Source organism: Duganella sp. FT27W (assembly GCF_009295655.1).
Lineage (GTDB): Bacteria > Pseudomonadota > Gammaproteobacteria > Burkholderiales > Burkholderiaceae_D > Rugamonas > Rugamonas zoogloeoides.
Window position 1 is genome coordinate 658,827 of sequence record NZ_WHIV01000004.1, and the last position, 11,093, is coordinate 669,919.

The following is an 11,093-nucleotide window of genomic DNA, read 5'->3' on the forward strand; positions in this document are numbered from 1 at the left end:
GTTAGCAAAAGCGAACTTCGATCAACTTGATCATACGCCTGCCACGCCCGGGGCGTGGCGGCTTTCGATGGTGCGTTGCCGCGAAAACTCCTGTGCAGAAACTCGCGCCTGCGCAAGGTCTGCCATGTCAACCGTCATCATCAATCGGGAACTTATCGTAAGCGCGGCAATTCTCCGTGCCTTTGATCTGCCTCAATCCCCCACCATACATTTTGAATAAGACATATCTATTTGTCACGACAATAATTTGATACCGTCCAGCGTGGCCGCGCATTGCTCGCGTATCACTTTGACGAAGTCGAGCACGTAAGCCTTGTGCTGCTGCGCCGGCGGCACCGACACGAACAGGTCGCTCCACAAGCCCTGCTCGCCCACCGGCCTGGCGATCACGTAGTCGTAATCGACGTAGTTCTTGATGGCCCAGTTGGGCAGCGCGGCGATGCCGCGCCGGCTGGCCACCAGTTGCAGCACCGCCACCGTCAGTTCGGCAGTGCGGCGCTCGAACTGGATATTTTCCGGCAGCAGTACTTCGCGGATCAGGTCGATACGGGTTTCCGGCACCGGGTACGTGATCAGGGTTTCGCCGGTAAAATCAAGCGCGTGCAGGCGGCGCTGGGCAGCAAGCCGGTGCTTTTGCGCCATCACCACCAGGATCTCGAAGCGGAACAGGGGAAACGTCGCAAAGTCCGGGCCGTACGGCGAACCGATCACCAGGTCGGCGGCGCCGGTGCGCAGCAACTCCGCCGGTTCGCTGTGGAAACCCGAGACCAGGTCGATCTCGACGTCGGGCCAGCGCTTGCGGAACTCGTCCATGACGGGCATCAGCCAGTCGAAGCAGGTATGGCATTCGAGCACCACGCGCAGCTGGCCGGTATCACCCTGCGTCAGGCGCGCCACTTCGCGCTCGGCGGTTTCGATTTCGGGCAGCAGCAGGTCGGCCAGTTTGAGCAGCCGGGCGCCGGTGGCGGTAAACCCGATCGGCACCGATTTGCGTTCAAACAGCGGGCCGCCGTAGCGATCCTCCAGCAACTTGACTTGATGGGACAGCGCCGACTGGGTCAGGTTGAGCAACTGGGCGGCCCGCACCAGGCTGCCGGCCGAGCGCAAGGCGCTCAGCGTACGAAGGTGGCGTATCTCTAACATGCATTAATCTTTTTCATGTAAATCCGGGAAATCTTTCATTTGGATTGTAGATCGAATGCCGCAAACTGTACCGCATCGATATGAAATCCTTATGACAAACCCCAAGACCACCGGAAAAACATTCATCCAGCACCGCAGCGCGCGGCACCGCATTTTTGCACGCGTTCAGTCGTGCGCGCCTCCCCATTGCGGGTTTTCCACAGTAGAATGCCAGCACCTGCGCATGCGCGCGCGGTTGCAACCCTCTCATACTGTCGCCCATGTCCAAGAGCCTGTTTCAAAAGCCGATCGAAATCAAGATTTCCACTGTTGTTGCGGTCTCCGCCATCCTCACTACGGCAGACGTCTCCGCGCTCGACGCGGCGCTGGCCAAGATGACCGGCGGCAGCGCCGACTTTTTCGAAGACGACCTGACCATGATCGACATTGCCGCCTTGCCAGCCAGCACGGCCATCGACTGGAAGGCCATCATCGCGGTGCTGACCAGGTATCGTTTGAAGCCGGTGGCCGTGCGCAATGCGCCCGCCGCCATGGCCGCCGAGATTGCCGCGCATGGCCTGAGCCTGGAAACGGCCAGCAAGCCGCGCGAAGAAGTAGCTGTTGTCGCACCCCGAGCCGAGCCGAAGCCGGCGCCCGCACCAGCCCGGCCATCGCCCACTATTTCCAGTACCGTCGAACCGCTGCCCAACGGCCAGCAAGTGATGATCATCGACACCCCGGTGCGCGCCGGCCAGCGCATTTATGCGCGCGGCTGCGACCTGATCGTGACCGCCGTGGTCAACAACGGCGCCGAGATCATTGCCGACGGCAGCATTCACGTCTACAACACGCTCAACGGCCGCGCGCTGGCCGGTGCGTCCGGCAATGCCGACGCCCGTATCTTTGCTTTGAACATGTCGCCGGAACTGGTGTCCATCGCCGGCGTCTACCGTACTTTTGAAGACGGCTTCCCGGCTGAATTTGCACGCTCCCCCGCGCAAATACGCTTGATGGGCGACCGAATCGATATACTATCTGTCAATTCTGCAACCCGCGCCTGAGTGGCCGCCGTCCCTCTTTTTGAAAAGGATTATCTGTGGCAAGAATCATAGTTGTAACGTCCGGTAAGGGCGGCGTCGGTAAGACGACCACGAGCGCCAGTTTTTCCACTGGCCTGGCCATGCGCGGCCACAAAACGGCAGTGATCGACTTCGACGTCGGCCTGCGCAATCTCGACCTGATCATGGGTTGCGAACGCCGCGTGGTGTACGACCTGATCAATGTGATCAACAAGGAAGCCACGCTGAACCAGGCCCTGATCAAGGACAAGCACTGCGAGAACCTGTTCATCCTGCCCGCTTCGCAAACGCGCGACAAGGATGCGCTGTCGGAAGAAGGCGTGGAAACGGTATTGAACGAGCTGGTCAACATGGGCTTCGAATACATCATCTGCGATTCGCCGGCCGGTATCGAGCATGGCGCGCTGATGGCGCTCACCTTTGCCGATGAAGCGATCATCGTCACCAACCCGGAAGTGTCGTCTGTGCGCGATTCGGACCGCATCCTCGGCATCCTGCAAGCCAAGTCGCGCCGTGCCCAAAGTGGCGGCGAACCGGTCAAGGAACACCTGTTGATCACCCGCTACTCGCCGAAACGCGTGGAAGCGGACGAAATGCTGTCGCACGAAGATGTGAAGGAAATCCTGCGCATCTCGCTGATCGGCATCATTCCCGAATCGGAGTCGGTACTGCATGCATCGAACCAGGGCAACCCGGCGATTCATTTCAAAGGTACCGATGTGGCGCAAGCCTACGAGGACGTGGTCGCGCGCTTCCTCGGCGAAGAACGTCCCCTGCGCTTCGTCAACTACGAAAAACCGGGCTTCCTGCAGCGACTTTTCGGGAGTAAGTGACCATGGCTCTGCTTTCTTTCCTGTTCCCGCAAAAGCAGAAAACTGCGACGGCGGCCAAGGAGCGGCTGCAAATCATCATCGCGCGCGAGCGCAACGGCCGCACCGGGCCGGACTTCCTGCCCGCGCTGCATAAAGAGCTGATCGACGTGATTTCGAAGTACACCAAGGTCAACGCCGACGACATCAAGATTTCGCTCGACCGCCAGGGCAACCTGGAAGTGCTCGACGTCAACGTGGTGTTGCCGGACGCTTAAACCGCAGGCTCTGCCTGCACTTGGGCCTGCCCTTCGGGGTGGGCCGGGTAGGCCGAGTTTACCGGGTTGGCTATCCCTGCCAGTTGCAGTTCCCGCGCCACAGCCACGCACGCTTCCACGTGCTGGTAGCCGATCTGGCGAAACGCAAAAAACCCGATTCCCGCCGACGCCAGCTGGCCCGCCAGCGGCACCAGCTTGCCGGCCTGCTTGGCAGCGGTTTTGACGCCGATGCGGCGCAGCACGTGCATGACCACCTCGCGCGTGACTACCTTGCCCACCAACATGCTGCCGATGCCCACCGCCGCCTGATACGCGATCATGCGGAAGCGCGGGTGCATGCGCTCGATCTGCTCTTCGGACAGGCCGAAGTGGCGGTTGATGTCTTCGATCAGGTTGGCGAACAGGCGCATGTCCGAGATGATGTCGAGCCCCGGAATGGGCACCGCCGCCACGCCGGCCGAGACCATGGCACGGCGTCGCACCAGTTGCCGGCAACGGTCGCGCACGGCGTCGAGATCGCGCGCCGTGCCGGGTACCAATGTCCAATTTGTGTCTTTTTTCAAACCCATTCTGGCCCCCGGAAGAGAAACTGAAGATTCTTTCCAAAATTCAACTTCGTCATTGAATTCACAGTTTTTAAAGTGTACCGTGTATTGAACAGCCAGCTGTACACGATAGGAGCATGTCACTTTCTAGGCAATAGTTGTTGTTCCATGGAAAATAATCTCTGCTAATTTAGGGAGCAATTGTAAATCTCTGGTATATTGCCTGGTGTCAACTCTTTAACAATTATTTCCCACGGGCAGCAGTATGAGAATCGCTGTACTTGATAACGACCGCAGCCAGGCCGACCTGATATGCCAGGTGCTGACCTCCGCCGGTCACATTTGCCATAGCTTCCAGACCGGCAAGGATGTCCTGGCGCAGGTCCGCAAGGACAGTTACGACATGCTCATTCTCGACTGGCAAGTGGTCGACATGACCGGTGCCGAAGTCATGCGTCGCGTGCGTGAAAAACTGCCCGACACCGCGCCGGTGCTGTTCCTGACCACCAGTTCCGGCGAGGACGATATCGTTGCCGGCCTGGGGGCAGGCGCCGACGACTACATGATCAAGCCGCTGCGCCGCAGTGAAATGGTGGCGCGCGTGCAGGCGCTGCTGCGCCGCGCCTACCCGGCCCAGAATGGCGCCGAGCAGTTGCAATTCGGTCAATATGTATTCGAGACCCGCCCCGGTCGCTTGCTGATGGATGGCATCGTGCTCGATGTCACCCACAAGGAGTTCTACCTGGCACTGTTATTTTTCCGCAACATCGGCCGTCCGCTGTCGCGCGCCTACATCCACGAAGCGGTATGGATACGCGAGACCGCCGTGCCGTCGCGCACCATGGACACCCACGTCTCGCGGGTACGCAACAAGTTGCAATTGAAGCCAGAAAACGGCTTCCGGCTGGTGCCGGTGTATAGCTACGGTTACCGCCTGGAAAAGCTGGGCGCCTGAAATGTGGCCGGCCAGCTGCCCTCCCTTTAGGCAGTCACCCCGGCAGCAGTAGGGACATCGCGCTATAATGTCCGCTAATTCATGACACTGGCCCCGCCCGGAACCGAAATGCAGCTGCTTGCCGTCGGCCTCAACCACCATACCGCCCCTGTCTCGCTGCGCGAGCAGCTGGCGTTCGCCCCCGAGCAACTGGGCCAGGCGGTGGTGGCGGCGCGCTCGTGGTTCGAACGCATCGACCATCGCGGCGCCGACGAAGCGGCCATCCTGTCCACCTGCAACCGCACCGAGCTTTACGCGGCCAGCCAGGTACCCGATCCGCTCGACGCCGGCGCCCATTTCCTCGCCGATTTCCACAAGCTCAACTACGCCGACCTGCGCCCGCACCTGTACATGCTGCCGCAGCACGACGCCGTGCGCCACACGTTCCGCGTGGCGTCCGGGCTCGATTCGATGGTGCTGGGCGAAACGCAAATCCTCGGCCAGATCAAGGACGCGATCCGCACCGCCGACGAAGCCGGCGGCCTCGGCACCTACCTGCACCAGCTGTTCCAGCGCAGTTTTTCGGTCGCCAAGGAAGTGCGCAGCACCACCGAGATCGGCGCCCACAGCGTGTCCATGGCGGCCGCTGCCGTACGCCTGTCGCAGCGCATCTTCGACAAGATCTCCGAGCAGAACGTGCTGTTCATCGGCGCCGGCGAAATGATCGAATTGTGCGCCACCCATTTTGCCGCGCAAAACCCGCGCAGCATCACCATCGCCAACCGCACGCTGGAGCGCGGCGAGGCACTGGCCCACCGCTTTGGCGGCCGCGCCATGCGCCTGGCCGAGTTGCAGGACAAGCTGCACCAGTTCGACATCGTCATCTCGTGCACCGCCTCGTCGCTGCCGCTAATCGGCCTCGGCATGGTCGAGCGCGCCATCAAGGCGCGTCGCCACAAGCCGATGTTCATGGTCGATCTGGCCGTGCCGCGCGATATCGAACCGGAAGTGGCGCGCCTGAACGACGCGTTTTTGTACACCGTGGACGACCTCGGCAAGGTGGTGCAGGCCGGCATGGAAAACCGCCAGGCTGCTGTTGCCCAAGCCGAAGCCATCATCGAAACCCGGGTGCAGTCGTTCATGCACTGGATCGACGACCGCGCCGTGGTGCCGGTCATCCAGAGCCTGCACGAGAACGGCGAGGCGCTGCGCCAGCTCGAACTCGACCGCGCGCGCAAGATGCTGGCCCGGGGCGACGATATCGATGCGGTGCTGGAAGCGCTGTCGCGCGGCCTCACCGCCAAGTTCATGCACGGCCCGCAGCAGGCGCTGCACCGCGCCCAGGGTGAAGAACGCGCCCACCTGGCACAGTTGCTGCCACAGCTATTCCGCGGCCGTCGTTAGCGCCCCTCCGCTGCCATGCTGCCGCGTCGATCGATGCGGCCTCCGTTATACCTCTCACAGAAATACGCTATGAAACCATCCATGCTGGCCAAGCTCGACCAACTGGCGAACCGCCTGGTCGAACTCGATGAATTGCTGATGTCCGAAGGCGCCACCGCCAATATGGACGCCTACCGCAAGATGACGCGCGAACACGCCGAGCTCGGCCCGCTGGTCGCGCTGTATAAATCGTACCAGGACGCGCAAGGCGACCTGGTGGCGGCGCAAGACATGCTGTCGGACCCGGAAATGAAGGAGTTCGCCCAGGACGAGATCGAAGCGGCCAAAGAGCGCCTGGCCGAGCTGGAGCTGGAACTGCAAAAAATGCTGCTGCCGAAGGATGCCAACGACGAGCGCAATATCTTCCTGGAAATTCGCGCCGGTACCGGCGGCGACGAGTCGGCGCTGTTTGCCGGCGACCTGCTGCGCATGTACACGCGCTTTGCCGAGCGCAACCGCTGGCAAGTCGAGGTGGTGTCGGAATCGGCGTCGGACCTGGGCGGCTACCGCGAAGTGATCGTGCGCCTGGTGGGCAACAGCGTGTACTCGAAACTGAAATTCGAGTCGGGCGGCCACCGCGTGCAACGGGTGCCTGCCACGGAAACCCAGGGCCGCATCCACACCTCGGCCTGCACGGTGGCAGTGATGCCCGAGGCCGACGAGGTCGAGGACGTCCACATCAACCCGGCCGACCTGCGCATCGACACCTTCCGCGCGTCGGGCGCTGGCGGCCAGCACATCAACAAGACCGATTCGGCCGTGCGCCTGACCCACCTGCCCACCGGCATCGTGGTCGAGTGCCAGGACGACCGCTCGCAGCACAAGAACAAGGCGCAGGCGATGAAGGTGCTCGCGGCCCGCATCAAGGACGTGCAGTTGCGCGAACAGCAGTCGAAGGAAGCGGCCACCCGCAAGAGCCTGATCGGCTCGGGCGACCGCAGCGAGCGGATCCGCACGTATAACTATCCGCAAGGCCGCATGACCGACCACCGCATCAACCTGACCTTGTACAAGCTCGACTTCATCATGGATGGCGACCTGACGGAGCTGACCAATGCGCTGGCGGCCGAGCACCAGGCCGAGTTGCTGGCGGCGCTGGGCGACTAAGCTTAAGAAGCCGCTAAGGGCAAACCGGCAACTTTGTGCGAAAATCCACGATTGTCGCCCATCGTCCATTGTCCAACCTGACCGGAACCACCATGCACCAATCACGCTCCCTGCTGTTGTCCATCGCCGTCGCCAGCTTCGGCCTGATCGGCGTTGCCCTGTATTTGCAGCATGGGCTCGACCTGCTGCCCTGCCCGCTGTGCGTGATCCAGCGCTACCTGTTCCTGGCGATCGGTATCGCTGCCCTGGTCGGTGCGTACATCCCGAAGCCGAAGCTTGGCGCCGGCGTGGCCTTGCTGGCCGCGCTCGGTGGCCTGTACACCGCCGGCAAGCATTTGTACGTGCTGGCCAACCCGGGCCTGTCGTGCGGCATCGACCCGGTGGAAACTTTTCTGAACAAAATCCCTACCGCCACGTATCTGCCATTCCTGTTCAAGGCTGACGGCCTGTGCGAGGACGCGACCGCGCCGTGGTTCGGCCTGTCGATTCCGCAGTGGGCGTTCCTGTGGTTCGCACTGTTTACCATTGCACTGGCCTGGGCGCTGATCCGCCGCAGCCGCGCATGATCGCAGCAGTCACCGACATCGTTGCCGGCGTGACCGTCGGCGCACTGCAACGGCAGGCGCTGCTCGATGCGCTGGACTGGCGCGTGCTGCTGTGCCATGCACTCAACACCACGCGCGTCGGTTTGATCACCGGCTCCGAGCGCGCCTTGACGCCTGACCAAGCGCAGCGCTTCGGCGACCTGGTGCAGCGACGCCTGGCCGGCGAACCGGTGGCCTACCTGGTGGGCCAGCGCGAATTCTTCGGCCTGCCGTTCGAGGTCAGTGGCGCGGTGCTGATTCCGCGCCCCGACACCGAGCTGCTGGTGGAATTGACGCTCGACCGTTTGCCGCAAGGCGGCCGGGTGCTCGACATGGGTACCGGCAGCGGGGCGATTGCGGTATCGCTGGCGCACACGCGGCGCGATGCCGACGTCACCGCGCTCGATGTCAGCGCCGACGCGCTGGCGGTCGCGCGCCGCAATGCCGAGACCAACGGCGCGCGCGTGACGTTCCTGCACAGCGACTGGTTCGCGGCTCTGGCCGATACACCGCCGTTCGACGTCATCGCCTCCAACCCGCCGTACATCGCCAGCGGGGACCGCCACCTGTCCGAAGGCGACTTGCGCTACGAACCGGTCGGCGCGCTGACCGATCACGCGGACGGTCTCTCGGCCCTGCGCATCCTGGTCGCCGGCGCCCCGGCGCACCTGGCGCAGCAAGGCTGGCTGCTGATGGAACACGGTTACGATCAGGCCGAGGCCGTGCGTGCATTGCTGGCCAGCGCCGGCTATACCGACGTCCAGAGCTGGCGCGACATCGCCGATATCGAACGGGTCAGCGGCGGCCGCCGGCCGCTGTAGTTGCGTTCAGGGAACCTCGAAAAACCGTAGCGAGCGGTTCGTTATCGTCGGGAGTAGCGGAAGCGTACGGAGGTACGCTGAGCAACGGAGTGGCGATAGCGGACTGCGCAGTAGGTTTTTCGAGGTTCCCTTTACTTCCCCAGCAGGCGGCGCGCTGCAGCGAGCAACTGCTGCGCCGGCGCCGGCTTGAACAATACCACCTCGAAATCTTCTGCCCGCGCGGGCGGGCGCAGCGCGTGCAGCAGGCGCGGCGCGGTTTGATACCTATGCACACGGGCACCGTCTGCTGCGGCTGCTGCGGCTGCTGGGGCGGCGGCGGCAAAGGCCGCAGCTGTGCCTGTGCCTGTGCCTGTGCCTGTGCCTGTGCTGGTGCTGGCGTTGGCATCGGCATCGGCGCACACGACCAGCGCCGGTGGAATACCTTCCAGTTCCTGGGCGTGGTAGCACAGCGTAAAGCCGGCGCTGTCGAACACCTCGGTCAGGTAATCGCGCATGGCGTCGTGCGGCTCGAGCACCAGCACGGTGAGGCCGTCGCCGAACGGCGCAGGCAATTCGTCGCGCGCCGTAAAGGGACTTGGCGGCATGGCCTGGTCTTCGTCTGCCGGCGCAGCGGTCAAGGTGAAGCGCAGCGCGGCACCGGCCTGCTGCAAGCGCCCGCCCATGGCGCGTACCAGGTGCGCCGCCAGCACCAGGCCCGGCGCAAGATCATCGCGCTCCAGCGTGGCACGCACGTCGGTCCACGCGACGCCCATCCCGGCCCCGTCCCCAATGCCTGTGCCGACGTTACTACGACTCCAGTTGCCGCTACCGTGGCTGCTACCGCTGCCGTTGTCGTTGTCGTTGTCGTTGTCGTTGTCGTTGTCGTTGTCGTTGTCGTTGTCGTTGTCGTTGTCGTTGTCGCCAGCGTCGCCGTTTCCATCACCGGTGTGGAAAGCCAGCGCCAGCATGCCATCTGCCGCTGCGGCAATGTCCAGCGCCAGCGGCGCACCGGAGTGCCCCGCCATGCGTTCCAGCACCTGCGCCAGCAGGCGCGCATCGAGCATGGCCAGCCCCGGCAGCGACTGCGGTTGGTAGCGCACACCGTGAGCCTGCATCAGCGCGTGCAGATACGTCGGCGCCGGCGCCAGTTCGGGGGCTGCCACTTCGTACCGGGCGCACGCGTGCAGGTCGCCGAGCCAGGCCAGCTGGCGGCGCGCGAGGCCGGCGATATCGTCCAGGCCGGCGCCGTGGGCGCGCGCGGCGATCTGCGCCAGTGGCGCGCGCAGGTCATGGTTCAGGCGTGCCAGCAGGCGTAACCGTTCCTGCGCCAGCAGCAGCGCGGTCGCGGTCGCGGCCGCATCAGCGTCAGCGTCAGCACTAGCATTGGCACTGGCACTGGCACTGGCATCGGCATCGGCATCGGCATCGGCATCGGCATCGACAGCAGAGCCCCGCATCATGAATGGCCGATGGTCTGTCGCACCGACTGCCGGTAGGCGGTGGGCGTGGCGTCAGCGTGTTCGCGGAAGGCGGTGGCGAAATTGGCGGCACTGCGAAAGCCGATCTGCTCGGCGATCTGCTGCACGCTCATGTCGGTATCGACCAGCAGTTGGCGCCCGCGCATCATGCGCGCTTCGGCCAGGTAGGCGAACACGGTGATGCCGGCCTGCTGGCGGAACGCCTGCGACAGCCGCTTCTCGTAGGTACCCAGCGCGCGCGCGATGCCGGCCAGCGTGAGCGGCGCGGCCAGGTTGTCGTCGATCAGGCGCATGGCGGCATCGGTCATGACGGCGTCGGGATGCGGATGAAAATGGATGTCGGGATGAACCGGGGTTGCCTGGGGCGTTGGCGCCGGCGCCGGTCCCGCGATAACGGCAGCAGCGGCCACCACGGCAGCGGCGGCGGCGGCGCGCACGCCGGCCAGCTCGAGGTGGATGCGCACGCGCGCAAACACCTCGGCCGGGTGATAGGGCTTGGTGATGAAATCGACGCCGCCCATGGCCAGACCGGCCACCCGTTCGTCGGGGTCGTCGAGGGCGCTCAGGAACAGCACCGGGATGTCGCGCGTGACCGGGTCGGCCTTGAGCAGGCGGCACGCAGCAAAGCCGTCCACCACCGGCATGCGCACGTCGAGCAGGATCAGGTCGGGCGGTTGGGCCAGCGCGCTCTGGTAGCCGGCGGCGCCGTCGGCCGCGCTGCGCACGTGGTAGAACTGGCGCCGCAGCAGGTCGGTGAGTACACGCAGTTCCTCCCGTTCGTCATCGACGATCAGGATACTCGGCCGTACTTTTTCAGAGCTGTTGACGGATAAGATGGCGCGCTCCCTGTGGGGAATACGCGCCGATTATACACAGCCGACCCGGCGATTTTCACCACCTTTTACCTACTTTAG

The 11,093-nt window shown here is 63.7% G+C and carries 12 protein-coding genes; 8 read left to right on the forward strand and 4 right to left on the reverse strand.

All coding sequences use genetic code 11. The features are described 5' to 3' along the window. Positions 1-234 precede the first annotated feature (234 nt). Positions 235-1,143 (reverse strand): LysR family transcriptional regulator, encoded by a 909-nt coding sequence (locus F8197_RS20075; RefSeq protein ID WP_152883316.1) that lies wholly within the window; start codon positions 1,141-1,143, stop codon positions 235-237. 260 nt (positions 1,144-1,403) lie between these two features. Between F8197_RS20075 and minC the strand changes: the two genes are divergently transcribed. The 3 genes from minC to minE are packed head-to-tail and all read left to right on the forward strand — an operon-like array spanning position 1,404 to position 3,288. Beyond that, a complete protein-coding gene (minC, locus tag F8197_RS20080) occupies positions 1,404-2,183 on the forward strand; it encodes a septum site-determining protein MinC (protein ID WP_152883317.1) in 780 nt (259 codons plus the stop codon). A gap of 35 nt (positions 2,184-2,218) precedes the next feature. Continuing rightward, positions 2,219-3,034: a septum site-determining protein MinD gene (gene minD, locus F8197_RS20085; protein ID WP_373996918.1), complete on the forward strand. Its 816-nt coding sequence runs from the start codon at positions 2,219-2,221 to the stop codon at positions 3,032-3,034. Between the two features lie 2 nt (positions 3,035-3,036). After that, positions 3,037-3,288 (forward strand): cell division topological specificity factor MinE, encoded by a 252-nt coding sequence (gene minE / locus F8197_RS20090; RefSeq protein ID WP_026637661.1) that lies wholly within the window; start codon positions 3,037-3,039, stop codon positions 3,286-3,288. On the opposite strand, the gene F8197_RS20095 is transcribed toward minE, so the two are convergent. Beyond that, positions 3,285-3,857 carry a hypothetical protein gene (locus F8197_RS20095; protein WP_152883318.1) on the reverse strand — a complete coding sequence of 191 codons (573 nt, stop codon included), beginning with the start codon at positions 3,855-3,857 and terminating at the stop codon, positions 3,285-3,287. The genes minE and F8197_RS20095 overlap by 4 nt on opposite strands. Positions 3,858-4,098: 241 nt before the next feature. Here F8197_RS20095 and F8197_RS20100 point away from each other — a divergent pair, with 241 nt between their 5' ends. The 5 genes from F8197_RS20100 to prmC all read left to right on the forward strand — a co-directional run bounded on the left by F8197_RS20100 (position 4,099) and on the right by prmC (position 8,722). Beyond that, positions 4,099-4,788 carry a response regulator transcription factor gene (locus F8197_RS20100; protein ID WP_019923970.1) on the forward strand — a complete coding sequence of 230 codons (690 nt, stop codon included), beginning with the start codon at positions 4,099-4,101 and terminating at the stop codon, positions 4,786-4,788. A gap of 108 nt (positions 4,789-4,896) precedes the next feature. Beyond that, positions 4,897-6,171: a glutamyl-tRNA reductase gene (gene hemA, locus F8197_RS20105; protein ID WP_152883319.1), complete on the forward strand. Its 1,275-nt coding sequence runs from the start codon at positions 4,897-4,899 to the stop codon at positions 6,169-6,171. Positions 6,172-6,240: 69 nt separating this feature from the next. Beyond that, on the forward strand, positions 6,241-7,317 hold the full coding sequence (prfA, locus tag F8197_RS20110; RefSeq protein WP_152883320.1) for a peptide chain release factor 1: 1,077 nt from the start codon (positions 6,241-6,243) through the stop codon (positions 7,315-7,317). 92 nt (positions 7,318-7,409) lie between these two features. Then, positions 7,410-7,883, forward strand: a complete 474-nt coding sequence (locus tag F8197_RS20115; RefSeq protein ID WP_019923973.1) for a disulfide bond formation protein B — start codon at positions 7,410-7,412, stop codon at positions 7,881-7,883. Then, positions 7,880-8,722: a peptide chain release factor N(5)-glutamine methyltransferase gene (gene prmC / locus F8197_RS20120; protein WP_152883321.1), complete on the forward strand. Its 843-nt coding sequence runs from the start codon at positions 7,880-7,882 to the stop codon at positions 8,720-8,722. Before F8197_RS20115 ends, prmC begins: the two co-directional genes overlap by 4 nt. 131 nt (positions 8,723-8,853) lie before the next feature. Here the strand turns inward: prmC and F8197_RS20125 are convergent, their stop codons facing one another. Continuing rightward, positions 8,854-10,161 (reverse strand): hypothetical protein, encoded by a 1,308-nt coding sequence (locus F8197_RS20125; protein WP_152883322.1) that lies wholly within the window; start codon positions 10,159-10,161, stop codon positions 8,854-8,856. Then, the gene (locus F8197_RS20130) at positions 10,158-11,036 is read right to left on the reverse strand and encodes a response regulator (protein WP_373996940.1); all 879 of its coding nucleotides are present in this window, start codon (positions 11,034-11,036) and stop codon (positions 10,158-10,160) included. The genes F8197_RS20125 and F8197_RS20130 overlap by 4 nt, the downstream gene beginning before the upstream one ends. Between the last annotated feature and the right edge of the window lie 57 nt (positions 11,037-11,093).

Coding starts and splice junctions, on each gene's coding strand:
- F8197_RS20075 (WP_152883316.1), bottom strand. CDS start 1,143: ATGTTAGAGATACGCCACCTTCGTACGCTGAGCGCCTTGCGCTCGGCC.
- minC (WP_152883317.1), top strand. CDS start 1,404: ATGTCCAAGAGCCTGTTTCAAAAGCCGATCGAAATCAAGATTTCCACT.
- minE (WP_026637661.1), top strand. CDS start 3,037: ATGGCTCTGCTTTCTTTCCTGTTCCCGCAAAAGCAGAAAACTGCGACG.
- F8197_RS20095 (WP_152883318.1), bottom strand. CDS start 3,857: ATGGGTTTGAAAAAAGACACAAATTGGACATTGGTACCCGGCACGGCG.
- F8197_RS20100 (WP_019923970.1), top strand. CDS start 4,099: ATGAGAATCGCTGTACTTGATAACGACCGCAGCCAGGCCGACCTGATA.
- hemA (WP_152883319.1), top strand. CDS start 4,897: ATGCAGCTGCTTGCCGTCGGCCTCAACCACCATACCGCCCCTGTCTCG.
- prfA (WP_152883320.1), top strand. CDS start 6,241: ATGAAACCATCCATGCTGGCCAAGCTCGACCAACTGGCGAACCGCCTG.
- F8197_RS20115 (WP_019923973.1), top strand. CDS start 7,410: ATGCACCAATCACGCTCCCTGCTGTTGTCCATCGCCGTCGCCAGCTTC.
- prmC (WP_152883321.1), top strand. CDS start 7,880: ATGATCGCAGCAGTCACCGACATCGTTGCCGGCGTGACCGTCGGCGCA.
- F8197_RS20125 (WP_152883322.1), bottom strand. CDS start 10,161: ATGATGCGGGGCTCTGCTGTCGATGCCGATGCCGATGCCGATGCCGAT.